The organism is Nonomuraea sp. NPDC054003 (genome assembly GCF_055585125.1).
The window spans coordinates 14,134-39,324 of the sequence record NZ_JBVJKR010000019.1 but is presented as its reverse complement, the minus strand read 5'-3'; the positions used below and the strand labels follow the sequence as shown (position 1 = coordinate 39,324).

The 25,191-nt window shown below is 70.2% G+C and carries 21 protein-coding genes, 2 tRNA genes and 2 pseudogenes; 12 read left to right on the top strand and 13 right to left on the bottom strand.

What is annotated here, in order from left to right; all coding sequences use genetic code 11:
* Positions 1 to 2 precede the first annotated feature (2 nt).
* Positions 3 to 1,394 (bottom strand): MFS transporter, encoded by a 1,392-nt coding sequence (locus ACZ6YG_RS37745; protein WP_148029851.1) that lies wholly within the window; start codon positions 1,392 to 1,394, stop codon positions 3 to 5.
* An 80-nt stretch (positions 1,395 to 1,474) separates the two neighbouring features.
* Here ACZ6YG_RS37745 and ACZ6YG_RS37740 point away from each other — a divergent pair, with 80 nt between their 5' ends.
* A complete protein-coding gene (locus ACZ6YG_RS37740) occupies positions 1,475 to 2,332 on the top strand; it encodes a helix-turn-helix domain-containing protein (protein WP_364237670.1) in 858 nt (285 codons plus the stop codon).
* Between the two features lie 15 nt (positions 2,333 to 2,347).
* Here ACZ6YG_RS37740 and ACZ6YG_RS37735 read toward each other — a convergent pair whose 3' ends face one another.
* The 4 genes from ACZ6YG_RS37735 to ACZ6YG_RS37720 are packed head-to-tail and all read right to left on the bottom strand — an operon-like array spanning position 2,348 to position 6,721.
* The gene (locus tag ACZ6YG_RS37735; protein WP_261808359.1) at positions 2,348 to 3,973 is read right to left on the bottom strand and encodes a serine/threonine-protein kinase; all 1,626 of its coding nucleotides are present in this window, start codon (positions 3,971 to 3,973) and stop codon (positions 2,348 to 2,350) included.
* Between the two features lie 39 nt (positions 3,974 to 4,012).
* A complete protein-coding gene (locus ACZ6YG_RS37730; protein WP_466020620.1) occupies positions 4,013 to 5,041 on the bottom strand; it encodes a PucR family transcriptional regulator in 1,029 nt (342 codons plus the stop codon).
* Entirely contained in the window at positions 5,041 to 5,832 is a 792-nt protein-coding gene (locus ACZ6YG_RS37725; protein WP_148029848.1) for an ABC transporter permease subunit, read from the bottom strand. Before ACZ6YG_RS37725 ends, ACZ6YG_RS37730 begins: the two co-directional genes overlap by 1 nt.
* Entirely contained in the window at positions 5,810 to 6,721 is a 912-nt protein-coding gene (locus tag ACZ6YG_RS37720) for an ABC transporter ATP-binding protein (RefSeq protein WP_148029847.1), read from the bottom strand. The genes ACZ6YG_RS37725 and ACZ6YG_RS37720 overlap by 23 nt, the downstream gene beginning before the upstream one ends.
* A 129-nt stretch (positions 6,722 to 6,850) precedes the next feature.
* Between ACZ6YG_RS37720 and ACZ6YG_RS37715 the strand changes: the two genes are divergently transcribed.
* Complete coding sequence (locus tag ACZ6YG_RS37715) at positions 6,851 to 7,312, top strand: ArsR/SmtB family transcription factor (RefSeq protein ID WP_219548003.1); 462 nt, start codon at positions 6,851 to 6,853, stop codon at positions 7,310 to 7,312.
* Positions 7,313 to 7,315: 3 nt separating this feature from the next.
* Here the strand turns inward: ACZ6YG_RS37715 and ACZ6YG_RS37710 are convergent, their stop codons facing one another.
* Entirely contained in the window at positions 7,316 to 8,833 is a 1,518-nt protein-coding gene (locus tag ACZ6YG_RS37710) for a cobyric acid synthase (protein ID WP_466020619.1), read from the bottom strand.
* A gap of 70 nt (positions 8,834 to 8,903) precedes the next feature.
* On the opposite strand from ACZ6YG_RS37710, the gene ACZ6YG_RS37705 reads away from it, so the two are divergent.
* The 4 genes from ACZ6YG_RS37705 (at position 8,904) to ACZ6YG_RS37690 (ending at position 11,446) form a co-directional block, all read left to right on the top strand.
* A complete protein-coding gene (locus ACZ6YG_RS37705; protein WP_466020618.1) occupies positions 8,904 to 10,268 on the top strand; it encodes an MFS transporter in 1,365 nt (454 codons plus the stop codon).
* 99 nt (positions 10,269 to 10,367) lie between these two features.
* On the top strand, positions 10,368 to 10,949 hold the full coding sequence (locus ACZ6YG_RS37700; protein WP_148029843.1) for a winged helix-turn-helix domain-containing protein: 582 nt from the start codon (positions 10,368 to 10,370) through the stop codon (positions 10,947 to 10,949).
* Between the two features lie 17 nt (positions 10,950 to 10,966).
* Entirely contained in the window at positions 10,967 to 11,149 is a 183-nt protein-coding gene (locus ACZ6YG_RS37695) for a hypothetical protein (protein ID WP_466020617.1), read from the top strand.
* A 63-nt stretch (positions 11,150 to 11,212) separates the two neighbouring features.
* Complete coding sequence (locus ACZ6YG_RS37690) at positions 11,213 to 11,446, top strand: hypothetical protein (RefSeq protein ID WP_148029841.1); 234 nt, start codon at positions 11,213 to 11,215, stop codon at positions 11,444 to 11,446.
* Here ACZ6YG_RS37690 and ACZ6YG_RS37685 read toward each other — a convergent pair.
* Positions 11,430 to 12,368, bottom strand: a complete 939-nt coding sequence (locus ACZ6YG_RS37685; RefSeq protein ID WP_466020616.1) for a cobalamin biosynthesis protein — start codon at positions 12,366 to 12,368, stop codon at positions 11,430 to 11,432. The genes ACZ6YG_RS37690 and ACZ6YG_RS37685 overlap by 17 nt on opposite strands.
* 106 nt (positions 12,369 to 12,474) lie before the next feature.
* Positions 12,475 to 13,257, bottom strand: a complete 783-nt coding sequence (locus tag ACZ6YG_RS37680; protein ID WP_466020615.1) for a phosphotransferase — start codon at positions 13,255 to 13,257, stop codon at positions 12,475 to 12,477.
* 186 nt (positions 13,258 to 13,443) lie between these two features.
* Between ACZ6YG_RS37680 and ACZ6YG_RS37675 the strand changes: the two genes are divergently transcribed.
* Positions 13,444 to 13,520, top strand: a tRNA-Arg gene (locus ACZ6YG_RS37675).
* A 173-nt stretch (positions 13,521 to 13,693) separates the two neighbouring features.
* Here ACZ6YG_RS37675 and ACZ6YG_RS37670 read toward each other — a convergent pair.
* Positions 13,694 to 14,809, bottom strand: a pseudogene (locus tag ACZ6YG_RS37670) (tyrosine-type recombinase/integrase); the annotation flags it as partial.
* 810 nt (positions 14,810 to 15,619) lie between these two features.
* On the opposite strand from ACZ6YG_RS37670, the gene ACZ6YG_RS37665 reads away from it, so the two are divergent.
* Entirely contained in the window at positions 15,620 to 16,777 is a 1,158-nt protein-coding gene (locus tag ACZ6YG_RS37665) for a hypothetical protein (protein ID WP_466020614.1), read from the top strand.
* A gap of 649 nt (positions 16,778 to 17,426) precedes the next feature.
* Here the strand turns inward: ACZ6YG_RS37665 and ACZ6YG_RS37660 are convergent.
* Together ACZ6YG_RS37660 and ACZ6YG_RS37655 are read right to left on the bottom strand one after the other, a co-directional pair.
* Positions 17,427 to 18,074, bottom strand: coding sequence for a DUF2399 domain-containing protein (locus ACZ6YG_RS37660; protein ID WP_466020681.1), 648 nt, complete (start codon positions 18,072 to 18,074; stop codon positions 17,427 to 17,429).
* 60 nt (positions 18,075 to 18,134) lie between these two features.
* The gene (locus tag ACZ6YG_RS37655; RefSeq protein ID WP_466020613.1) at positions 18,135 to 18,971 is read right to left on the bottom strand and encodes an HARBI1 family protein; all 837 of its coding nucleotides are present in this window, start codon (positions 18,969 to 18,971) and stop codon (positions 18,135 to 18,137) included.
* A 369-nt stretch (positions 18,972 to 19,340) separates the two neighbouring features.
* Between ACZ6YG_RS37655 and ACZ6YG_RS37650 the strand changes: the two are divergent.
* The 3 genes and pseudogenes from ACZ6YG_RS37650 to ACZ6YG_RS37640 form a co-directional block, all read left to right on the top strand.
* Positions 19,341 to 19,707: pseudogene (locus ACZ6YG_RS37650) on the top strand (transposase); the annotation flags it as partial.
* Positions 19,708 to 19,730: 23 nt separating this feature from the next.
* Positions 19,731 to 21,206, top strand: a complete 1,476-nt coding sequence (locus ACZ6YG_RS37645; protein ID WP_466020612.1) for a hypothetical protein — start codon at positions 19,731 to 19,733, stop codon at positions 21,204 to 21,206.
* 71 nt (positions 21,207 to 21,277) lie between these two features.
* Positions 21,278 to 21,367 (top strand) — tRNA-Thr (locus tag ACZ6YG_RS37640).
* A 209-nt stretch (positions 21,368 to 21,576) separates the two neighbouring features.
* Here the strand turns inward: ACZ6YG_RS37640 and ACZ6YG_RS37635 are convergent.
* On the bottom strand, positions 21,577 to 22,059 hold the full coding sequence (locus ACZ6YG_RS37635; protein WP_466020611.1) for a protein-tyrosine phosphatase family protein: 483 nt from the start codon (positions 22,057 to 22,059) through the stop codon (positions 21,577 to 21,579).
* A 19-nt stretch (positions 22,060 to 22,078) separates the two neighbouring features.
* The gene (locus ACZ6YG_RS37630) at positions 22,079 to 22,669 is read right to left on the bottom strand and encodes a CGNR zinc finger domain-containing protein (RefSeq protein WP_148029835.1); all 591 of its coding nucleotides are present in this window, start codon (positions 22,667 to 22,669) and stop codon (positions 22,079 to 22,081) included.
* 137 nt (positions 22,670 to 22,806) lie between these two features.
* Here ACZ6YG_RS37630 and ACZ6YG_RS37625 point away from each other — a divergent pair, with 137 nt between their 5' ends.
* Positions 22,807 to 25,134 (top strand): M28 family peptidase, encoded by a 2,328-nt coding sequence (locus ACZ6YG_RS37625; protein ID WP_466020610.1) that lies wholly within the window; start codon positions 22,807 to 22,809, stop codon positions 25,132 to 25,134.
* The last annotated feature ends 57 nt before the right edge of the window (positions 25,135 to 25,191 follow it).

Sequence of the window (25,191 nt, the reverse complement as noted above, 5' to 3'; positions counted from 1 at the left end):
GATCAGGACCGGGAAACCGCGTCGGCCGTCCGGCGGGGGACTCTGCCCGCCGCCACCACACCGACCACGGCGATCGCCGCGGCGACGAAGAGCGCGGAACGCAGCCCGTCCACTGTGGCGGCACGCAGCGCCTCGCCGGTCAGGCCGGTGGTGTCACGCCAGGCCACGGCCACCAGCACGGCCAGGCCCGTGCTGCCGCCCGTCTGAAGGAAGGTGGAGGACAGCCCCGAGACCGCTCCCTGGTCATGCGGGGCCACGCCGGTCGTGGCGAGGATGAACATGGTGGTGAACGACAGCCCCGAGCCCAGCCCGAAGACGACGAGCCCGGCCAGCAGGCCGAGATAGGAGCCGTCGGCGGACAGGCTCCAGGCCAGCAGCGCCGTGCCGGCGGCGCCCACGAGCAGGCTGAGGGTCAGCGTGCCGCGCAGCCCGAGCCGGGGGATCAGGCGCTCGCCGATGATGTTGCCCGCCGTGATGCCCAGCGTCGGCCCGAGGAACGCCAGGCCCGACCGCATCGCGTCGTACCCGAGCACGTCCTGGAAGTGCAGGGTGAGGAAGTACGGGACGCACTGCAGGGCCATGCCGTAGACCAGGATGACCCCGGTGGCAGTGCGCGTGTGCGGGTTCGCCAGCAGGCGCGGCGGCAGCAGCGGGTTACGGCTGCGCGCCTCGATCGCGACGAACCCGGCGAGCAGCACGACGGCGGCGGCCAGGGACGCCATCACGCCGGGCGAGGTCCAGCCCCACTGGGCGCCGTGCGCGATGGCGAACACCAGCCCCGTGACACCGGCGGTGCCGGTGACCGCTCCGGGCAGGTCGAAGCCGCCCGGCCTTCGCGTACCGTCCGGGGTCAGCACGGCGAAGGCGGCCACGATCCCGGCGGCGGCCATCGGCACGTTCACGAAGAAGACCGCCTGCCAGCCGAACGTCGCCGTGAGCACACCGCCGAGCAGCGCGCCGAGGCTCAGCCCGCTCGCGCCGCACACCGCCCACACCGTCATCGCCCGGTTGCGGGCCGGGCCCTCGTCGAACATGGTGACGACCAGCGAGAGCGTGGCCGGCAGCAGCACCGCCCCGCCCAGCCCCTGGAGCGCACGGGCGGCGATCAGCGGGCCGGGCCCCGTGGCCAGCCCGCCGAGCATGGACGCGACCCCGTACAGGAGCATGCCCAGCACGAACATCCGCCGTCTGCCCAGCAGGTCGGACAGCCGGCCGCCGAGCAGCAGGAAGCCGCCGAACGGCACCGCGTACGCGCTCACCACCCATTGCAGTGCGTACGGGGAGAAACCGACATCCCGCGCGATGTGCGGGAGCGCGACGTAGACGACGGTGAAGTCCAGGGCGGTGATCATGCTGCCCAGGCCGAGGAGGACGAGGGGGAACGCGAATCTCATGCCGGTCAGCCTCGCCGCGGCCCCGGACGTCAGCCAGCCCCGTGTTCTGCGTACGCAAACTTTGCTTAGGCTGGCGACCTATGGAGCGTGATGTCGAGCTGAGCGAGTTCCTCAAGTCGCGACGGGCGCGGCTGCGGCCGGACGAGGCGGGGCTGCCCTTCAAGACCAACGGCACCAGGCGGGTGACGGGGCTGCGCCGCGAGGAGCTGGCCCTGCTCGCCGGGGTGAGCGTCGCCCACTACACCCGGCTGGAGCAGGGCCGCAGCCAGAACGTCTCGGCCGAGGTCCTCGACTCGATCGCCGACGTGCTCCGGCTCAGCGATGACGAGCGGTCCTACCTGCACGCGCTCGCCCACCCGGCGCACCGGTGCCGCGACTTCCCGCAGCACCCGATCAGGCCGGGGCTGCAGCGACTGCTCGACTCCCTGGTCCTCACCCCGGCCCTCGTCCTGGGCCGGCATGCCGACGTGATCGCCTGGAACACCCTCGCCGCCGCGGTCTTCGCCGACCTCGCCGCGATCCCCGAGGAGCGGCGGACGCTCGGGCACCTGATCTTCCTGGACGACGACGTCAGGCGCATGCACGGCGACGGCTGGCACCGGCTCGCCCGGGAGCATGTGGCCCGGCTCCGCGTCCTGGCCGCCCGCTACCCCGAGAACCCGCGGGTCATGGCGCACGTGGACGCGGTCTGCAAGCGGAGCCCCGAGTTCCGCGCCCTGTGGACCGAGCACCACGTCGCCGCCGCCACCCACCGCGACTACGTCCTCGACCACCCCGTGGTGGGCGAACTCCGCCTGTCGGCCGAGCTGGTGTCCCTGCCGGGCGACCCCGAGCTCCAGGGCCTCGACCTGTACGCCGCCGAACCCGGCTCCGCGTCGGAAGCCGGACTCCGCCACCTCGCCGCCACCACCACCCGCCTCCCCTCCTCCGGCCGTTGACGGGGTGACGGTCGCCTACGACTGGGCGGCGGTGCCGCGGAGTTCGAAGTCGTCGTAGGCCATCTTCAGCACCGACTTCTCGTCCTTCGGCGTGCGGGCGAACATGCCGACCGAGCCGTTGCCGATGCCGTTCGGGTCGTCGGCCGACACGACCTTCTTGCCGTTGACCCACAGGGTGAGCCGCACCGCCTTGCCGGTCTGCTCGCAGGCGGCCTCGATGCGGACCTTGCCCTTCAGCTCGCCGACCTGCGCCGGCTCCGCCATGGTGCCGCCGGAGCCGTTGTAGATGCGGCGGACGCGGGCGTTGCCGGCCGTGTCGAGACCGAACTCGTAGTAGGTGTCGTCGTCCGCCGCGTGGCAGTAGACGCCGTACTCGCCCGAGCCGGTCACCTGCTTGACCTCGGCGGTCACCGCGACCAGGACGGTCTCGGGGAGCATCGGCGTGGGGGTCGCCGACGGGTCGGGGGTGGCGGTCGGCGTCTTGGTCAGGAACGGGATGGCCGCCTCCGCCCAGCGCTCCTCGTAGTTCGGCTCCACGTCCAGCCCGTACGTGCCGTCGGTGCGGTAGCCGTAGCTGGAGCCCGAGGAGGGGTCGTACCTGCCGTTCCAGCCGCCGGACGTCTGGGTGAAATCCTCCCGGTAGAGCACCGACATCTCGGGCGGCCCGCCCGGCATCAGCGCCCACGCGACGACGCCTGCCGTCACCAGCAGCGCCGCCGCCGCGCTGGCGCCCGCGATGAGCTTGGCCCTGCCGGGGCCGCGTGGCGCGTACGAGGTCGCGGCGGTGACCGGCGTGGTCGCCTGCTGCCAGGCCACCTGGACGGTGTGCGCCACCTGCTCCGGCCCGGCGGCCCGGCCCACCAGGTGGTCGAGGAGCTGCTGCGCGGTCGGGCGCATGGCGGGGTTCTTGTGCAGCGCGGCCCGGACCAGCTCGCGCAGGCCCGGCTCGACCTCGTCCAGGCTCGGCTCGGTGTTGAGCACCTGGTAGACGATCGCGGGCAGGGTGTCGCCGGGGAACGGCGACCGCCCGCTCGCGGCGTACGCCACCAGGCAGCCCCACGAGAACACGTCGCAGGCCGGCGAAACCGGCTCGCCGCGCAGCACCTCGGGCGCCATGTATCGGGGCGTGCCGATCAGCTCCCCGGTGCCGGTGACGCCGCCCAGGGTGTCGAGCGCCCGCGCGATGCCGAAGTCGATCACCCGGGGCCCGACGGGCGACAGCAGCACGTTGGACGGTTTCAGGTCGCGGTGCACGACCCCGGCCCCGTGGATGGCGGTCAGCGCGGTCGCCACGCTCACGGCCAGCGCGTCGAGGCTGGACCCGCGGAGCGGCCCGGACTGCCGCACCGCCTCCTCCAGGTTCGGCCCCGGAACGTACTCGGTGACCACGTAGAGCTGGTCGCCGTCGAGCGCGGCCTCCAGCACGGCCGCCGTGCAGAACCGCCGCACCCGCCGCGCGGCGTCCGCCTCCCTGCGGAAGCGCATGCGGAACTGCTCGTGCTGGCTCAGCTCGGGGTTGATCACCTTGATGGCGACCTGCTGCCCGGAAGGGTCCTCGGCGAGATGGACCGTGCCCATCCCACCCCGGCCCAGCACACGCACCAGCCTGTAGCGCCCGATGTGGGAGGTTTCACCGCTCACGGCGCGTAAGCTTACCGACTTCGGCCCCGCCGTCGAATGTCACTCGCCGCCCGGCTGTTCCCAGGGCCAGTCGAGCAGGCGCGCGCCGAGCACGGCCGTCTCCAGCGTGAACCGCTGGGTGGGGTCGTCAGGGGAGAAGCCGGTCAGGCGGTTGATGCGCTGCAGCCGGTACGTGACCGCGCGGGCGCTGACGCCCAGCCGGCGCGCGGCGGCGGTCTGGTTGCCGTGCGCGGCGAAGATCGCCTCCAGCGTCTCCAGCAGCGGCTCGTGCCCGCCGCGCGCGTGCAGCAGCGGGCTGAGCACGCTCGTCACCAGGTCCTCCATCGCGCTCCTGTCGCGCAGCAGTACGGGGAAGACGAGCAGGTCGGCGGCCTTGACCACGTCGTGCTTCAGGCCGAGCCGGTCGGCCAGGTCGAGGGCGCCGGCCGCCTCCCGGTAGGAGGCGACGATGCCGCCGGGCCCGCGCTGCGGCCTGCCGACGCCGACCCGCCAGCCGGCGGGGAAGCGGGACCGCACATGGTGGGTGAACTCGCCGACCGCCGCCGGGAGCGTGGCCGGGACCACGCACACCAGCAGCCCGTCCCGTACCGCGACCACGATGTTGTGCGAGCCGAACCGTTCGGTCAGGTCGCGTTCGATGCCGTCGGCGCCGGTGCCGGCCAGCCCGCGGGCGACGGTCACCACGTACGACTCGGCCAGGCGCAGCCCGAAGTGCTCGGCCCGTTCCGCCAGCCGCTCGGCCCTGCCGTGGAGCAGGTCGTCGACGAACGCGCGGCGTTCCCGTTCGGCTTCGCGCAGCGCGGCGAGCTGTGCCTTCTCGTACCCCTCCATGAGGGCGGCGACGGCCTTGCGCAGCGCGGGCAGCACCGACGGCGCGGCCAGCCCCTCGGCGGCTGCCAGCGCGGCGTCGACCAGGTGCCGTAACGGCACGCCCAGCTCGGCGGCGCGGCGGCCGCCGGCGCGGTAGGCGTCCAGTTCGTCCCTGCCGGGCAGCCGGCCGGTGCCGGCGGCCTCCCGCAGCGTGCGGAGGTGCCCGCCGAGCAGCTCGGCGGGCACCCGCGGCGACATCACACCCCCACGTCGCGCCGGTCGAAGGCCAGCACCGCGGTGAGCGCCAGCACCGCGGCGGCCCCGGTCAGCACCAGGTACTCCCCCACCGGCAGCCCTTGCTGCAGCGGCTGGCCGGAGGCGTAGTAGTGGAACGGCGACAGCCACTTCAGCCAGGCGATGGCGTCCACGCTCCGCCCGACGGTGACGACGACGTAACCGAGCACCGCCCACACCCCGGTGACCGCCATGGCGGGGCCCTTGCGGCCGGTGGCGGCGCCCACGGCCAGGGTGACGGCCCCGAAGAACAGCCCGACCAGCAGGACCCCGGTGTGCGCGGCGAGTATCCGGTCGAACGGCACCCCCATCTCCATCGTCTCCGCCATCACCCAGGTGACCAGCAGCGTCATGGCCGCCACCGCCCCCAGCCCGATCACCAGGGCGGCGAACCGCTCCAGGACGAGCCGCTTGCGGTCGATCGGCAGCGTGACGACGAGCTCCAGCGTGCCGTCCTCCTCGGGCTGGGCGAGCGCCCGGTTGGCGATGAGCATGGCGCAGGCCAGGAAGAGGAACGGCACGAAGAGCTGGTAGACGACCGACTGCAGGTAGCCGGCGCCGCTGGTGAAGTCCTCCATGCCGCCCATGAGGTCCTTCAGCGCGCCGGGGAACTTCGCCATCGCCTGCGGGCCGTACACCTCGGGATTTTCCTTCACGCTTCCGTACACGGCCAGGTAGAGGCCCATGAAGGCGCTGATCCCGATCGTCCAGCCGATGAGGGCCCGCCGGTAGTCACGCAACGTCTTGGCGATCATCGTGTCTCCCCTCGTCGCTGTAGTAGGTGAGGAAGATCTCCTCCAGGTCCGGCTCCTCGCTGACCAGGTGCACCACGGTGAACCTGGCCGCGGTCTTGATCAGCGCGTCCGGCCGGCCGTCGATCGTGCAGCGCACGCTCGCGCCCGCCACCCGCAGGTCCCGCACCCCCGGCAGCCCGTCGAACGCCTCCGCCGGCACGGGCGCGTCGAAGTGCAGCTCCACCCGCCGCACCGCCTTCTCACGCAGCGCGGACACGTTCTCCACCGCGACCAGCCGCCCGGCCCGTACGATGCCGACCCGGTCGGAGACGTGCTCCACCTCGGCCAGCACGTGCGAGGACATGAGCACGGTCCGCCCGGAGGCGCGCACCTCCCGCAGCATGGCGAGGAACTCCTGCTGCACCAGCGGGTCGAGGCCGCTGGTCGGCTCGTCGAGGATGAGGAACTCGGGCTCGTGCATGAACGCCTGGATGAGCCCGACCTTCTGCTTGTTGCCCTTGGAGAGCTTCCCCATGGGCACGCCCAGGTCGGCGTCGAGCCGCTCGGCCAGCGCGCCGATCCGGCCGGCGGGCACCCCGCCGCGCACCTTCCCGAGGAACTCCAGGTAGTCGCGGGCCTTCTCCCTGCCCTCCAGGGCGAGCTCGCCCGGCAGGTAGCCGATCCTGGCCCGTACGGCGGCCTCCCGCGAGCCGGTGCCGAGGACGCTCACCGTGCCGCGGGTGGGCCGGATGACGTCGAGCATGAGCCGGATCGTGGTGGTCTTGCCGGAACCGTTCGGCCCGAGGTAGCCGAAGATCTCGCCCGGCTGGATCTCCAGGTCGAGGTCCTCCAGCCCCCGGCGCTTACCGTAGTACTTGGTCAGCCCTTCGGCCCGCACCACTGCTGTCATGCCCGCCATGGTGCCTGTCAGGGGCCGCCGCCGTCACCGGCGGGCTCCGGAAGGTTCGGCGCCGGTTCGCTTCCGGCACCCGGCAACCGCTGACTCCGGAATTCCGGTTTTCCGGGGTATCTTTCGCTTGTGACGACGATCGAGGAGCGCGTGGCCGCGCTGGAGGCCCGGGTCGCCGCCCTGGAGGGCCGGGCGCCCGAGCCCGGCGGCGAGGTCGAGGAGTCCGGCAAGCTGGTGTACGGCGGGCATGCCAGGTTCGGCGGCTACCGGTGGAGCTGGGAGATGGCCCGGCCGCCCGGCTGGCTGGTCGAGCAGCCGGCCGGTCCGATGGCGGCCGTGCTGGCCGCGGCGGGCCACCCCGCCCGGCTGCGCATCCTGCAACTGCTCGTGCGGGGCCCGCGGCCCGCGGCCGAGCTGCAGACCGAGCTGTCACCGGCCTCGCAAGGCCAGCTCTACCACCATCTCAAGACGCTCAGCTCGGCCGGGCTGGTCGAGCAGCCGGAGCGCGGCGTCTACCGGGTGCCGCCCTCGGCGATCTTCCCGGTGCTTGCCATGATCGCCGCGGCGACGGACGTGGTCCACCCCCGCTGACGGTCACGGGGCTCCGGGCGGCAGGCCGGGCACCTGCGGCGGGCCGTTCCCGATCAGGTCGAGCAGCGCCCCGGTGTCCAGGTTCCGCTCCACCAGGTCCCCGAGCGCGTCCAGGCGCCGCTCGCGCAACCGGCCGAAGTCGGTGGCCGGGTCGGGCTCGAACGCGCGGCCCGCCCTCCCGGCCACGTCCGCCAGGAAGGCCCGACGGAACGCGTCGTTCTCCAGCGCGCCGTGCCAGGTCGTGCCCCACACGTTCGCGGCCCGGCAGCCGTCCAGGAACGGCTCGCCGCCCTCCACCGTGACCCGTCCGTGGTGGATCTCGTACGCGTCCACCGGATGCCCGTACGCCTGACCGGACGGCCTGCCGAGCACCTTGTCCGGCCCGAACGTCACCCGCGCGGGCAGCAGCCCGAGCCCGTCCACCCGGCCGGCGCCCGACTCGACCTCGTCCACGATCTCCCTCGCCAGCATCTGGAAACCGCCGCAGATGCCGAGCACCGGCCCGGCGCGGGCGGCGAGCGCGTCCGCCAGCCCGCGCTCGCGCAGCCAGGCCAGGTCGGCGACGGTGGCGCGGGAGCCGGGCAGCACCACCAGGTCGGCGTCGTCCAGCTCGGCCGGGCCAGTCACGAACCGCACCACCACGCCAGGCTCGGCGGCCAGCGCGTCCACGTCGGTGAAGTTGGAGACGCGCGGCAGCCGCACCACCGCCACCCGCAGCGTCTGCCTGCCGTGCGGCTTCCCGGTCACCACCCGGCGGCCGTCGAGGGCGAGCGAGTCCTCGACGTCCATCCAGAGCCCGTCCAGCCAGGGCAGCACCCCGTACACGCGCCGCCCGGTCAGCTCCTCGATCATGTCCAGGCCCGGCCTGAGCAGCTCCCGCGCGCCCCTGAACTTGTTGACCACGAACCCGGAGACCAGCGCCTGGTCCGCGGCGTCCAGCAGCGCGACCGTGCCGTAGAAGGCGGCGAACACCCCGCCCCTGTCGATGTCGCCGACCACGATCACCGGCAGGTTCGCGGCCCTGGCCAGGCCCATGTTGGCGAGGTCGCCGGCCCGCAGGTTGATCTCGGCGGGGCTGCCCGCGCCCTCGCACACCACCACGTCGTAGGCGTTCCTGAGCCGGTCCAGCGACTCCAGCGCCGCCGTCCGCAGGCGGTCCTTGAGCGCGCCGTACTCCGTCGCGTCCACGTCGGTCAGCGGGCGGCCCATGAGCACGACCTGGCTGCGGCGGTCGCTGCCCGGTTTGAGCAGGATCGGGTTCATGTCGGCCACCGGCTCCAGCCCGGCGGCCCGCGCCTGGACCTCCTGGGCCCGGCCGATCTCGGCGCCGTCCGCGGTCACGTACGAGTTGAGCGACATGTTCTGGGCCTTGAACGGGGCGACGCGCACGCCCCGCCGGGCCAGCCAGCGGCAGATCCCGGCGGTGACGACGCTCTTGCCGGCGTCTGATGTGGTGCCCGCGACGAGCAGCGCCCCTCTCACGCGGACCACCGTAACGGTGATTCGCCTGAAATCGCCCATTTACGAATCCTGTGACTTCTGCCACTCTGACTAGAACGCGATTCTAGAGTTATCTACTGGAAGGTGGGGCATGGTCGGAACGCTGGGCTCGCCTCGTACCGGCAGGATCGACGCCACGTCACAGGCACCGTTCGGCTGGACGCCGCTCGTCGTGCTCTTCATCGTCGGCCTGGTCGACCGCATCGAGGCCAACCTCCTGTCAGGGGTCCTCCCGCACATCATCAAGGAGTGGGGAATCAGCGACGTCGCGGCGGGCGCGATCCCGACCGCCGCCGCGATCGCCGGGGCCATCGTCGCCATCCCCGCCGGATACCTGGCCGACCGCCGCAGCCGCACCCGCATCATCGCCATCGTCGTCTTCATCTGGGCGATCGCCACGGCGGGCTCCGGCCTGGCGACCGGCTTCGCGATGTTCTTCGGCATGCGGGTGCTGCTCGCCGCCGCCGAGAACATCGACAACCCGGCCTCGGGCAGCCTGCTCGCCGACTGGTACCCGCCCTCCAGCCGGGCCAAGGCGTACGGGCTGGTCCGCGTCACCACCTACCTGGGCGGCGTCGGCACCCTGATCGGCGGCGTGCTCGCGGCGCAGCTGGGCTGGCGGCAGGCGTTCCTCATCATGGTCATCCCCGGCGTGCTCACCGCCCTGCTGGTGTGGTTCCTGCGCGAGCCGCGCCGGGGCGAGCTGGACCGGCTCGTCGCCACCGGCTCCGCCCCCGAGGCCCGGGCCACCGTGCACGCCGAGCCCGTGCCCGAGCCGACGCCCGACAAGGTGCCCGTGCACGACCAGGTGCCGTTCGGCACCCAGCTCCGCCAGGTGATCCGCATCCCCACGCTGATCTTCGTGTGCGTCGGGCTCGGCCTGCTCACCCTGGGCCTGGCCGGCGTCTTCTACTGGATGACCACGCTCATGGTGCGCTCGTTCGGTGTGGACACCGCCGTCGCCGGATCACTGAGCGGCCTCATCACGGTGGCCGGCACGCTGAGCGGCACCCTCATCGGCTCCTGGCTGGGCCGTAAGTGGCACGGCACCCGCAAGGGCGGCCGCCTGCTCGCGGGCGGCGGCGGCATCACGATCGGCGCGCTCATCCTGGCGCTCGCCCTGTCGATGGACTCGCTGGCCTGGCTGACCGTGCTGACCGTGCTCGCCAGCACCTCGATGTCGATCGCCATCCCCAACATGACCGCCTGCCTGGCGGACGTGGTGCCGGCGAGCGCCCGGGGACTCGGCTTCGCCGTGCTGCAACTGCTGATGGCCGGCTTCGGCGCGTTCGGCTCGCTGATCGTCGGCATCGTCTCCGAGCGGACCGGCTCGCTGCTGACCGGCATGTACGCGCTGGTCCCCGTGATGGTGATCGGCGGCCTGCTCACGCTCGGCGCCCGCGCCTCCTTCGAGCGGGACGCGCGGAAGGTGCTGGACGCGGCCCGCGACTCCTGACCCGTCAAGGGCGGGAGGGTGCCACACCCTCCCGCCTTGCTCTTCCCCAGATAGGAAAGAAAAGTTGCGCAATTAATCCTTCCCATTTAGGCTGACGCCATGGAGAGCAGGCGCATCACCGACCTGGACACGCTGAAGGCCATGGCCCACCCCCTGCGCCTCAAGCTCTACCGGGCCCTCTTCCAGGCCCGCGTCGCCACCGCGTCCCAGCTCGCCGACCAGGTCGACGAGGCGGTCTCCCTGGTCAGCTACCACCTACGCAAGCTCGCCGCCCACGGCGTGATCGAGGAGGCCGAGCCGCAGAGCAGCGACGGCCGCGAGCGCTGGTGGCAGCTCGTCATGCGCCACTACAGCGTCCAGGACAAGGACTTCCGCGACGCCCCCGAGCGGGCCGCCGCCTACACCGCGTTCACCCGCACCGCCTTCCACGACCACGTCGAGCTGTACGAGCGCTACCTCGACGAGCAGTCGGCCTGGTCCCCCGAGTGGCGCGCGGCCGCTTTCAGCTCGCAGTCGCTGCCCCGCCTGACCGCCGCCGAGCTGAACGGGCTCAACCAGGAGCTCCTGGAAGTGGTCAGGAGGTGGCAGCGCCACAGCGAGGCCGCCATCGAGGCCGGCGACACCGAAGGCCGCGAGAACGTCAACCTCCACCTGTACGGATTCCCCGCCCGCCGCCCCTGACCGAGGAGGTCACGGCCATGCACCCCGACATCCACCTGCGGCTCATGGAGATCCGCGACGCCGAGTTACGGGAGCGCGCCGACCACTGGCGCGCCACCCGCGACAGCCGCCCCACGATGAGCTGGCGCCTCGGCTGGACCCTCGTCGAGCTGGGCCTGCGTCTCGTCCACCGCGCCCCCGCGAACATCCAGCGGATCTGATCGCCTCACGGGTGTATCAAGCTGCGGAGCCCTCACTCCATGTGGATGTCGAAGGAGGCTCTCGTGGAAGCCGCAGACGGCCGCGTCATCTTGTTCCTCGTCATCGCGATCGCGCTGTTCATCGCCGGGCGCCGCTACCAGACGCTGGTCGCCACCCGCCAGGCGTGGCGTGACGCGATGAGACTGGTCATCGCGCGCAGGCAGGTGGCCGCCAACGCCACCAGGTCCATGCTGTGGATGGCCGTCGTCACCGGGTTCGTCCTCTGGCTGGTGGCCAACCTCAACCGGCTGATGTGACCCGCCGCCGCGCCATCCCCCACGCGGCGAGCACCGCCGCGCCGGCCGCCACCAGGCTCACCGCCCGGGTCAGCCGCACCGCCCGCCGGATGTCGCCCACGCCCGGCGGCGGCCCGTCACCCATGGCCGGCCGGTGCTCCACCCTGCCGCCGTACACGTTGGCGCCGCCGAGCGTGACGTCGAGCGCGCCCGCGAAGGCGGCCTCGCACCGCCCGGCGTTCGGGCTCGGATGACGGTGCCCGTCGCGCGCCAGCACGGCCAGCGCCCGCCGCCGGTCCGGCGCGGCCAGCACGGTGATCAGCCCCGTGAGCCGGGCCGGCACGTAGTTGGCCACGTCGTCCAGCCGCGCCGCCGCCCACCCGAACCGCTCGTACCGCGGCGACCGGTGACCCACCATGGCGTCCAGCGTGTTGACCACCCGGTAGGCCAGCAGCCCCGGCACCCCCGCCACCACCCCCCAGAACAGCGGCGCCACCACCGCGTCGGAGGTGTTCTCGGCCAGCGATTCCACCGTCGCCCTGGCCAGCTCCGGCGCCTTCAGCCCCGACGGGTCGCGCCCGCACAGATGCGGCAGCCGCTCCCTCGCCGCCTCCAGATCTCCGGCCTCCAGAGCGGACGCCATGCAGGCCCCCTCCCGCGCCAGCGTCGTCGCGCCCAGCACCGCCCAGGTGGCCGCCGCGGTCGACACCGTGCGCGCCAGCGGGCTCCGGGCCCGCTCCGCCAGCAACCCGGCCCCGGCCGCCACCCCCACGCAGACCGCCACGTACCCCACGCCGTTCACCCGCGCGTCCCCGTACACCCTGCCCTCGAACCAGGACGCGGCCCGCCCGAACAACGCGACCGGATGCCCCCTCCTGGGGTCGGCGAACACGGCGTCCAGCATCACCCCCAGCGCCAGCCCGGCGGCACGACCAGATCTCATGGAGGACATCCTGGCGGACAGCCTTGGCGGAGGGTTCCGGGGGGTTCTGGCGGAGGTTCCTCGGCGGAGTCCCGGCGAACGGTCCTTTCGGAAGGTCCTTGCGGGGTCAGACCAGGTGCGCCCGCAGCCAGTCCTCGTGCGCGTCCAGCCAGGCCGATGCCCGCCGGATCCGCTCACCCGCGCCACCGTCCCACAGCGTCGCCCAACTCCCGCCGCCCGCCGCCCGCGCCTTCATCACCTCGTACGAGCGATGGAACCGCAACCGCGCCACCTCCAGCAGCCGCCGCCGCTCCCTCGGCCGCAACCCGTACGCGTCACAGAACAGCCGCAGCCGCTCCCCCACGTCCACCCCGCGCAGCAACGGATGCCGATCGACCGGATCCGCGATCGGCGCCCAGTGACGCAACGTCGTCACCACGTCGAACACCCGCGTCGTCGGCCGCGCCTGATCGAAATCGATCATGGCGGACGGGATCCCGTCCGCGAACACCACGTTGGCCGGCGTCAGATCGCAGTGACCGATCACCTCCGGCGGCGCGTCGTCGTTCGACCCGCCGTCCCACCCGCCAGGCGCGAGCGGAAACCCCTCGGCCGCGTCGTGGAACCCGCGTAACAACCGCGCCAGATCAGCCAGCGCGCCGTCGGAGACCGACACCGGACTCACCCCCGTCGCACCCGGCAGGTAGGTGAGCACCTCACGCCCCAGCGCGTCGAACCCGAGTACGCGCGGCGCTCCCCCGAAACCTGCGGCTTCCAGATGGCGGAGCAGGGCATGCACGGCAGGCGTCGACGACCTCGCCGGCCTGCGCACCGTGTCACCGACGCGCACCACGCCATCGGTCACATCCCCGCCCTGCAAGGGGATCTCATGCAGGAGCGTCGCGAACATGCCACGACAGCTTAGACCCTCCCCCACCCCCTCGCGTGGGGTTTTTCATGCAGTTCAGGGTGATGGGAGAGGGGATCTGGGGATGAGGAGGTGACGGACAGGAGCGCACGAGGGCGGTGAGGGCGGGCTGACACGGTGGAAAACGTGTGCATGACACGTCGCCGGATCATGCACAATAAGGCGAGAGCGCCCTTAGCTCAGCTGGACAGAGCATCGGACTTCTAATCCGACGGTCGCAGGTTCGAATCCTGCAGGGCGCGCCACTCCACCTGCGGAAACTCACGCCGCGGTCGCGGCGACGGCGGCATGGGGCAAATATGAGGCAAAGCTGAGTCAGCCGCTGAGCCCACGCCCCAGCTTGGACGCGGCGTTCAGCACCAGCCAGGGCCGTTTCCCGAGCGGCTTCGTGGGCCACCTCGGGCAGCACCGAGACGTAGGTGTCGGCGGTCAGCACGATGGTGGCATGCCCCAGCATCGCCTGCACCACCTTCAGATCGGTGCGCGCGGCCAGCGCCAGCGTGGCGGCGCCATGGCGCAGATCGTGCAGCCGGATCGGCGGCAGCCCGGAGGCGGCCACCAGCCGGCGGAACCGGCTGGTGAGGTAGTCCGGTCGCAGTGGCTCGCCGTTCGCGGTGATGAACACGTATCCCGAGTCCTGCCAGCCTGCCTCCGCCGTCGCGCTCAACTCCTCTTGCCGCTCGCGGTGCCGGGTCAGCACCCGCACGGTCTCCGCGTCCAGGGCCACCACCCGGCAGCTGGCGGTGCTCTTCGGCGGTCCGATCACGACCTGGCCGTCGGCGTGCACTCGCTGCTGCGCCACCGTCAGCTCCGCGGCCTGCAGGTCGACGTCGGTCCAGCGCAGCCCGGCCAGCTCGCCCCGGCGCAGGCCGCGCAGCGCGGCCAGCCACCAGGCGGCGTACAGACGGTCCTGCGCGATGCCGGACAGGAAGGTCGCGAGCTGTTGTTCGGTCCAGACCGCCACCGCCGGACGCTCTCCGGACTGATGCCAGCGAGCTGTCCGCCCGGCGGTCCAGACGACCGGATGCGGCCGCCGCGGGTGGGGCAGTTCGGCGCCGTTCGCGGGGTTGACCGGGATCACCTGGGCGGGAACCGCCGCGTTCAGCGCGGTCCGCAAGGTGGCGTGGATCCGCACCACCGTCGCGGGCGACAGCCGGCGGCCGGTCGGCGAGGGGTGGGATGCGAGCGTCGCGAGCAGTGTGTTGACGTCGCGGGAGGCGAGCTGGTGGAGCAGGATCCGTCCCAAGCAGGGGATGAGGTAGAGGCGGATGTGTGCAGCGTAGCCTTGCCGGGTCGATGGACGGAGGGCGTCCTTGGTGGCCAGCCAGCGTGCCAGCCACTGTCCGAGCGTGCATCCGGCCCCCGCCCTATCGCGATCGGCGGCGGCCAGGGCGCGGCCTGCCGCCTGCGCTTCCTCGGGGTCAGCGTATCCACCCTGGCGGACGCGCTGCCGCTGCCCGTCCAGGCCGCGTACCTGTACCGCGAAATACCAGCTGCCGTGGTCGTCATCTACCGGCAGACGCGGACACGTCATTCCTCGCTGACGCCCTGTTTCCGCATCCACGCAGCCGCATCGCCTGCTGACCTGCACACGAGTCTTTGTCATCTGTCCCACCTCCACCCCCACGGTGCGCGACGACAGACGCGCCAGCCAGGGCTCGCATTCCATCGAGGGCGATCCCAGGTCAAGTGTCCGGAGTGCGGGGGGACTCAGGTTGAGCTGGGTCAGCTCGCCGTACAGATCGACAGCCTGCTGAGAGGCATTAGGGCGTTCTGGTTCTGGCGGGTGTTGCGCAGGCGGTTCGCCTGGGTGAGAAGGAGCGCGGCTCGTCGCGCCGGATCTTGAGTGGTGGCCAGGCGGTGGGCAGGCTTCGATGGCCTCCAGAATGACGGGTTCGATGTCGGGCAGGGCGGTCAGGGCCCAGCGCTACCGGCGTTTCAGCATGAGCTGGAGGTGGGCACCTCAGCCAACAGACGCTAGGTCACGGCGTCCACTATCGACAAGATCACGGAACGTGATCCCAGGTGGCCCGGACCAGCCATTCGGCGCCTCAGAGCCCTTCCTTCCACCGGGCGAAGGGCTCTGCGTTTGCTGTACTCGAGTTCTTAAGCCCCCACAACGTCCTTGGACAGATCAGCGCGTACCAGCACCGCCAGCAGGCCGAACAAGCCCTTCACCCGCCGGTAGACAAGCGACAACAATGGCTGACGATGGTCGCAGCCGCCGCTCTGATCGCGCAGCAAAACCCCAGATCGCAGCGCGAAACCGTGTTCTCGAGCGGAACAAGCGTCGCAAATCCCAACGATGTAGATCTCTGGTGGCTTAGTTAGTACAATTCCGCCTGTGAACTTGCAGGCGCAGATTGAGCTCATAACCAACCCACAGGACTTTGTCCGGCTGTGCAATGCGGTTCTGCAGGCAGAGTATGGGGATGACTTCCTTCCGATTGATGATGACCGGCCCGATAGGGGAAACGACGGCTTCTTGAAGTCCGAACGGAGAATGTTTGCCGCACACTGTTTCAAGCGAGCGCAGAACCGCAGCATTGACGCCGAGATCAGGACGAAGATGGCCGGCGACCTGAAGAAGGCGATCCAGCTCAAGCAAGATCGGGCCTGGGATATAAAGCGCTGGACCTTCCTTTCGAACTATCCCATGCCGGAACATATCGCCGCCAGTATAGTGCAAGCTGGTAATGCCGTTGGTATTGAAGTCAGTTGGCGAGGGCCGGAGTATTTTGCGGATAGACTTCAGCGATTCAAGGGCCTGCGAGAGCTCTTCCCGAATCTTATGGCCAACGAGGTCGCCGATAAGCTTGACGATGTCATGAGGCGCTTGGATTCGCTCGTCCCGCCGAAGCCGCTAGCAATAAATTGGGTGCCCAGAAACCCGAATGAGCAGCGGGCACTGATCGAGCAGATGCCACGCGCCTGGGAATACCTACTTTTCGCCGGCGTGCTCTTGCAAGGGCGTGTCGCTCTAGATCTAAGGTGGCGAGACTATCAGAATGGTTATGGGCGCCGAACGGGCAGATATCTAGACCGACGGTCATCTCTGGCTCAGCTTGAGGGGGTATTAAATGACGGACTCCTGATAACGAAGGGACTAAATGCAATCTTTTCGTCCGACATAAACGTCCGCGCCTTTGGGCCGCCGGGATTCGCTGGTGATGTCGGTACCATCGTGCAATTCGCTGGCCGCATAGTCTCCACTTGCGAAGATCTTCTCAATCTTGCAAGTGAGGTCCGAGGAACGGTCTATGCGGACGAGTTTCGTCAGGCCGCGGATATGCTATCGGCAATCCTTGGACAACCCATAGGTCAAATTCTCTTCTTCATGGATCGAGTCATTCGGGAATTTGGAGAGATTCCCGCGTGGCTTGCGATGCCCAACCCGCCGCCGCGGCATATCGAGATAACTTTAGAAATATCTGTAGACGAACGCAGATTGAAGGCGTTCACCAAGGAGGTTGCTCGAGTGCGCAGGCGGTTGAGAATCTAGGTGACCTGGCAAGAGTCTTCGAGTCCGTGGAGATCGCCAGGCATGGCTACGTCGAGGACGAATAGGCATGCTCCGGAGGCGTCGAACACTGGCCGCGGGCCGACCACGACCTGGCCGTCGGCGTGCACCCGCTGCTGTGCCACCGTCAGCTCCGCCGCCTGCAGGTCGATGTCCGTCCAGCACAGCCCGCCCGGCTCGCACCGCTGCAGATGGCGCAGCGCAGCCAACCATCAAGCGGCGTACAGGCGGTTCTGCGCGATGCTGGCCAGGAAGGTCGCGAGCTGTTGTTCGGTCCAGACCGTGTTCCTACGAACCAGTCTTGGTACCGACTTCGAACGAGCGTCGGTGCCACTGCCCTGAAGCGGCTTCATCCTCAGCGATTTCTGGTACCGCCCATGTTCTCCTCGCTGCTGTTTGAACCTTTGCAAGGTCTCTCGGCGGTACCAGAAATCGCTCGTGACCATGAACTTCAGAGGTCGTCAACTGGCACCGGAACTCGTTCGAACTTGGCACAGAACTCACTCGTAGAACCACAGACCGTCGCCGTCGGGCGCTCTCCCGATGGCCGCCCGAATGATTTCACTGCGGGTACGAAACTCGTCAACCACAGGTCGGAGCTGTCGTGGTTGCTCTTGACGCGGTGCAGCGCTCATGTCGGTTCCGATCTCATGGGCGACTCCTGGTCGGTCAAGATGCGCCGGAGAACGGCATCGTGTTCCTGGAAGAGGACGTACTCGGGCAGTCCATGTGCTGCTTTCAACGTCGGATCAGTGTGAGGGCCGAGTGGCACCGCGGAGGGTGCCGATCCGACCTCGGCGATGATCTCCGCGTCCATCACCACGAGTTCAGCGCCGTAGTGCTGAGCAATGTAGTTGGCGATTTGAAAGCCGTCGGCATCGAGGTCACCCGCGTACCGCAGGGCGATGTTCTGGTCGAAGGCGAGCTGGAGGAGGGCGTGATCGACTCCCCGCAGGTGGCCGCTGGTGCAGGCGAGGGGAAGGTCGCTGTCCAAGGCCATAGCCGCTTCGAGAACGGATGGATTCTCGACGACGGTAAGGATCTGTTGGGACAGGACGGGTGGGTGCATGACGAGATCAAGCAGGGTTACCGCCACTGGCGTCGTAGCCTCCCGCAGCCGCCGGTCTATAACGCCGTCTCCGACGACCTTGATCCGGTATAGGAGAACTGTGGCCGACAGCCGGTCAGCGACGATGCCGGCGTCCGAGAGGAGGGCGCGGACGAGATCGGGCCGGATGGGTTCTGGCTGCCCGGTGAATTCGGCGACGGCCGAGACCAGCCGTGCGCCGTTGGGGGTGTTCAGCTCGAAGTAGTGGGGGTCGCCGGCACTGACGTTATCTCAGCGAATTGCTGACAGGTAGTCGTGCTCGAAATGGGTGAGGACAAGTGCCGCTCGGGCGATGTCGCCGATTCGGCTGGGGCTGACGGTGATGTGCTGGAGGACCCACCAGCGGCCTTTGAGCAGGGCGAATCCGCGTTCACCGAGGCAGCGCAGGGCGCGTAGGAGCCGGTTGTAGGTGCGGTTGTCCGGGCTGAGGATCTGGTTCCCCTCGGGTTGTCTGATCGGCGTGTGGATGCCGATTCCGGCGCCGTCGTAGCCGCTGTCGGCGAGGGTGGGCAGACCGGCTGCGGCTGCGGCGTACAGCGCGCCCAGCACGTGGGTGCGGGCGGCGCTCAGGTCGTGGACGGAGCCGGGTTCGACCTCGCCGATCCACAACGGCAGCCCGTCTGGTGCTGAGAGCGCTTGGAGGTTGCCGGCGTGGTGGCAGGCCTTGCCGGAGTACCAGGCATCGATGGGTTCGCCCTTGACGCTGATGGTCTGCTCGGCGCAGCGGTCGATGGGGATCAGGGTGCCGTCCAGGATCACGTAGGCCAGTCCTGCGGCGTGGGCGTGGTCGAGGGCTTCGTGTAGATCTGGTGCTTGAGCTGCGAGAACTGCGATGCCTTCGTGGATGTAGCGGTAGGCGGCGGCTCGGGAGACGTGATGGTCGCGGCCGAGTTTGGGGATGTCGTGCTCGCCGCGGAACCAGCACAGCACCATGACTGCCTGCCGGAACGGGGTCAGGGCTCGGCTGTCTTTGGGCGTGCCGCGCAGTCGGCGTTCATCCCGCAGAAGTCGGGCGACGTGGTGAACGAGTGCGCGAGAGACGTCGAGCGTGGCACGATGAGCAATCACGTGGAGCCTTTCGGCGTCGGGATTTCTTGTGGTGAGAACTCATCTACCGGAGGCTCCACGCCCGTCTCCGGCCTTCGATGGCTCCTCCCGAAAGGCCCGATACGTCACCGCCTGCGTCCCAGAAATCCCCAATCGCCCTGAATTATTTCGCTGAGATCACCTCATTGAACCAGCGATAGTAGCTCTTATCGATCAAGGGGTTCCTTTTGGACTATTGGCGGACCGCCCGCCGCCGAGATGATGAGCCGGCGGCGAAACCTGTGGATCTGACGGGAAGGGGTGTACCTTCCCGAATCATCTGATCAGAGTTTCGGAATAAGGCCGACGCGCCAACGTCGGTCGGGAAGCGCACCCGTGCCGCTTACCGTAGTGCCCGAGTTGCCCGCTGACGACCACGACGGCTCGGCCGCCCTCGTTGATCGACCAGTTTGTTCGTGAGGGCGCCCGCAAGATGCTCGCGACCGCATTGCAGGCCGAGGTCGATGGCTACATCGCCGCCTTCGCCGGCGAGCGCGAAGAGAAGGGCCGCCGGCTGGTCGTGCGCAACGGCCACCAGCCGCGGAAGATTCTCACCGCGGCCGGCGCGATCGAGGTCACGGCCCTACGCCTCAACGACAAGCGCATCGACGAGGCCAGCGGCGAGCGGCGGCGGTTCTTCTCGGCGATTCTGCCCGCTTGGGCCCGCAAGTCCTCCCCCATCGGCGAAGTGCTGCCACTGCTGTACCGGCACGGCCTGTTGCGGCTCACTACTATTCCGCCATGCTTTTCGATCTTGCTGGGTACGCCTTCATGACCGCGTTCTTCGTCCTGTTCGCGGGCCTTCCCGCGGCCGGGGCCATCCCTGCCGCGATGCTCACCGCCCCGCCTGACCGCCACAAGGTCATGCGCTTGCGCTTCGTCGTCGTGGGACTGTTGGTGTCAATCGCCGGCATCTTGTTGATGGGGCTCGGCGCCTGGCTGGGGCGGGAGGATTCGCGCTACGGCGCCATCGAATTCTTCGGGATGCTGCTGATCTCCCTCATAGGCGCGGGCCTGCTTGTCGCCGGTCTCGGCCCGCTGCCTTCGTGGCTGCTGCAGCTCTCAGGTCCGTACGGGGAACGGCTGCCGCTGCCCCTCCGCCTGGCTGCCCGGGACCTGGCCCACCGTCGTGGCCGCGCGGTGCTCGCGATCACGCTGACGATGATGGCGACGGCCTTTGGCATCGCACTGATGATCATCGCGGTCGGCGAAACAACGCAGAGCAGGGCCGAATACTCCCCCCAGGCCCGGCCGGGCAGCTTGTTGATCCGGCCAACCGCCTTGTTCGTGCAGCAACCTTTCTCGGCGGCCGATGCGAACACCGTACGAGCGGCGATCGAGCAGGAATTACCCGGGGTGCCGATCGCCCAGAGCGAGCGCCCCTCGGGCGAATCCTGGTACTTCGACGCGAGGGCGGAAAACGTCGAAATACCAGAGGAGGCCGTCTACTGGGACTATGCCATCGGCAACGAGAAGCTGCTGCGGTACCTCACGGGCGATCAGTCGACACCGTACGACGAGAGCATGGCCGTGGTGATCACGTCAGCCGAGGTGAAAGTCGACTCGGTCGAACTCTTCTACGAGATCAACGAGAACGATGAGACAGCGACGACCAGGACCGTCCCGGCGTTCATCACCAGGACTGCCGACCCGCACATGCAGACGATCTTCATCCCCTCGAAGATCGTCCAGGATCTCGGCTACCAGCTCCAACCAAACGAACTGATCGTCGACCCCACCCTCCGCCGGGTCACGGTGCAGGAGCAGGAGCGCCTCGACGACCGACTGGACGACGCGGTCGCGGAAACGTACGTCGAGCGGGGCTTCGAAGCTTCGACCTGGTGGATGCCCGTCGTCGCGGTGGCGCTCCTCATCGCCCTCGCGTGCACGCTGGCCACCGGATTCGGAAAGGCCGCCAACGCGCGCCAGGCCCGGGTCCTGAGGCGGGCCGGCAACGGATCAGCCACGGCCTTCCGGTGGTTCTGCGCTTTCCGCGCGGGTCTGAGCACCCTGTACGGCACGGTGCTTGGCGCGGTCGCCGGATGTCCCGCCGGGATGTTGCTGCTGTGGCCCCTGACGGTGCGTATCACGTGGGAAGAACCGGTACGGGTGCCGTTCGAGACTCCCTGGCCGGCGATCGCGGCCGTCGTCGTCGGCCTTCCCCTCCTCGCCGCCACCCTCGGTGCGATTCTCGCCCGCGAGCAGTCGTCGCGCTAGCGCCCTTCCCGCTCAGTATGGTGGCCGCGTGGCTGGCCCGCTTGCCCTACTGGCCGGCTGTCGGTCTGGTGGCGCCCTTCGCCATGCTGGCAGTCTTCTTCGTCCAGCCGACGTATGGCTGTTGGGTGTCCCGGCCGCAGGTTCGAGTCCTGCAGGGCGCGCCGTCCAGGCCAGCTCAAACACCGTCTGAGCTGGTCTTTTGTCCGGGCGGGACTCGCGGCCCGCAGGATGGGGCCCGGCGGCGAACCGGGACCCTGGGTAGCGTGCGATCGAGGGCGTTGACGCGCATAGGTGGAAATGCCGCAGTTCCTCGCGCTCTCCCGGCCGACCCCTCTCCGACATCAGCAACACGTTCAGCGGCCTGGTCGCGTCAATCCGAGCGGAGCGACGGCGGGAAGCGCAGCACCCAGCGGCGCTGCCAAGGGGTTTCGATGGCCCGTCGGTGGTGGTGCTCGCGTGTCCAGGCGACGGCGTCGGCCGGGGCGAGGCCGGCCAGGATGGCCAGGCAGGCGACGACCGTGCCGGTGCGGCCGATGCCGCCTCCGCAGGCGACCTCCACCGCGGCGCCCGCCCGCGCTCGCTCGTACAGGGCGCGGATCTGCTGGACGGCCGCGTCGCGGTCGCGGGGCAGCAGGAAGTCGGGCCACTGGATCCACGCGCGGGGCCACGGCAGCTCGCCCTCGTGGTGGCGGCGGAGCTTGTCGGAGCCCAGGTAGAGGCCGAAGTCGGGTCTGGGTCCCGACGGCAGCGGATGGCGGAGGCCGCGGCCGCGGATCCAGGTGCCGTCGGGGAGCTGGAAGGCGCCTGCGAGGGGCGGTCCGCCCGCCGCAGGGGTGTCCATGGGGTCGCTCATGGGGTTCTCCTTGTGTTCTTCAGTGGGCGGCGCTGTCGGAGCGCCGCCGTTCGCGGTGTTTCGCGACATTGATCCGGTTACCGCACACGTCGGGCCTGCAGTAGATGCGACGCCCTCCGCGGCTGATGTCGACGAACACCCCGCGGCAGCCAGGGGCGGCGCAGGCGCGGAACCGGTCGTGCCCGAGCGCCCGGACCGCGCCGAGCAGCCCGATGCCGATGAGCGCGGCCAGTTCCTCGGCCAGCGGCGCGCCCGGCCTGGTCGGGACGTACCACTGCCACCGCCCGCCGGGATCGCGCTCCAGCACCGGCCGGAGTCCTGCCCGCCCGGCCAGCACGGCGCCGCCCGCGACGGCCTGGTCCTCCGTCTCGGTCTCCACGACGCCGCGGGCCTCCCGGCGCAGCAGGTGGACCTCGCGGAGGTCGTCGTCGGTCGGCGGCCGGCCGCCCGCCACGGCGTCGAGCCGCAGCCCGTGCCCCGCGAGCAGTTCCATCAACGCGCCGGGGGTGGGCAGGGCGTCGCCCGCCGGGGCCTGCACGGTGGGCGAGGTGTTGGCCAGATCGCCGGCGAGAGTCGCCCCGACCGCGTAGTCGGTGATGGAGATCCGCATGTCGCACCTCGTTTCAGTAACCGAATAAACGGAACTATACCCCTTACATCGATCACGCGGGGTGCGGAAAACCGCAGGTTCAGACGGGCGGGTGCCTCATTCCGCCAGGTGAGCGGCTCGGCCTACCGTTCTTGGCCATGATCGGAAAGTTGTTCGACGTGCCACGCCGGCTGCTGGCCGGGCTGGCGGCCCTGCTCACCCTGGGCGCGGTGGTCACGTTCACTGCCATGGCGGACAGCACCATGCAGCCCCTGCCGGCCACCGCCCCTGACGACCAGTTCAGCGCCGGACGCGCGCTGGTGCACCTGAAGAAGTTCGCCGCCGAACCACGGCCCGTCGGCAGCCCGGCCGGCGACCGGGCCCGGGACTACCTGGCCGGTCAGCTGCGCGCGGCAGGGCTCGAGGTGGAGATCCAACGCTCGGTGGGTGCCCGTTCCGCGGCGGGGCTGGCGACGTTCGGCCAGGTCGACAACATCGTGGGCCGGCTGCGGGGAACGGACTCGACCGGCACCGTGCTCATCGCCGCGCACTACGACTCCGCGGCCATGGGACCGGGCGCCTCCGACGACGGCGCCGCGGTGGCCTCGATGCTGGAGACCGTCCGGGCGCTGCGCGGCGGCCCCGGCCCGCGCAACGACATCGTGCTGCTCATGTCGGACGGTGAGGAGGACGGCGTGCTCGGCGCCGAGGCCTTCGTCCGCGAGCACCCCCTGGGCAAGGCCGGCGGCGTGCTGCTGAACTGGGAGGCCCGCGGGGTCAGCGGCCCCTCGCTGATGTTCGAGACCTCCGCGGGCAACGCCCGCCTGGTCGAGACCTTCGCGGAAGCCGTCCCCGCACCGCGCGGCCACTCCGCCATGGTGGAGGTGTATCGGCTGCTGCCCAACAACACGGACTTCACCCCGCTGACGAAGGCGGGCTTCACCGGCATGAACTTCGCCTACATCCAGCGTTCCTCGCTGTATCACACGGCGGGCGACACCATCGCCAACCTCAACCCGGGCAGCCTGCAACACCACGGCAGCAACATGCTGGCGCTGGCCCGCGCCCTCGGCGGCGCGGACCTGCGGACGCTGGACTCCGATCACGACGCCACCTACTTCCGCGCGCTCGGCACGATGATCACGTATCCCGGTCAGTTCGTCTGGCCGCTGGCGGTGCTGGCCGTCGTCGCGGTGGCGGGCCTGGCGCTGCTGGCCCGCGTCAGGCGGCTGCTGAGCCTGCCACGGCTGATCATGGCGACGGCCTCGGCCGTGGTGCCGTTGGCGGCGTCGGCCGTCTTGGCGCAAGGGCTGTGGGAACTGCTGGTGTCCTGGCGGCCGGCCTACGACCCGATGGGCGGGCTGCTGCACCGCCCGCAGCCGTACCGGGCGGCGATCGCGGTCCTGTGCGCGCTGACGGTCCTCGGCTGGTACCTGGTGCTGCGCCGCAGGCTCGGCCCGGCGGCGCTGGCGGTCGGGGCGCTGACCTGGTTCGCCGGGCTGGGCGTGCTGTGCGCCCAGGTCGCTCCCGGGGCGTCTTTCCTGTTCGCCCTGCCGGCGCTGACGGGCGCGCTCGGCTGGCTGGCCGCGGTCCTGCTCCGCACGCCTGCCTGGGCGCGGACGGTCGCGGCGATGCTGGGCCCGGTCACGGCCGCCATGCTGCTGCCGTCCCTGGCCGGGAACGTCTTCGACGGGATGGGGCTGGCGCTCGGCGGGGCGAGCGCGCTGGTGCTGGCCCTGTCCGGGCTGATCGTCGTGCCGATCGCGGAGCTGTTCCTGCCCGATCCCGCCATCCTGCCGAAGCGGGCCGCCGTCCTCGCGGCGCCCCTGACGGCTGTTCTCCTCGCGGCGGGGCTGGTCGTGGCCGGATTCGTGGTGGACGACTTCGACGCCGACCGGCCGCGGCGCACGCATCTGGCGTACGTCATGGACGCCGTGACTCGTCGTGCCCACTGGGTCAGCGCCGACGTGGACCCGGCGCCGTGGACGAAGCGGTACGTGTCCGGCCATGACGCCTCCGCGCTGCCCCCGGGGTACGCACGCGGCCCGCTGCGGACCGGACCGGCACCGGCGATCGCCGCCGAGGGCCCGCGAGCCGACGTCCTGGCGCACAGCGGGGACACGCTGAAACTGCGGGTGACCGCCGGGGAGGGCACGCGCTCGGTGACGCTACGGCTCGACCAGCCGATCAGCCACGCCACCGCGTCGGCCGGCCGGTTCGGGTCGGTGAGCGTGCCCGTCACCGGCACCCGAATCGGCACCTGGCCCTCGGAGATCCGCTTCCGCGGCCTCCCCGCCCGGGGAGTCCAGATCACCCTGCGCGTACCGGAGAAGGACCGGATCCGCCTCACGGTGATCGCCGAGACCGACGGGCTGACCGCGGTGCCGGGCTTCGTCCCCCGACCTCCTGACCTGGTCGCCGCCACCAGGGAGGACGGCGACCTCACCGCGGTCACGCGTGGTTACACCCTGACCAGGGGCTCCTAGATCCCACACCGCGGAGGCGGGGCGCCTGAGGCTGGTCTTGATGTCGACCAGCCTCGA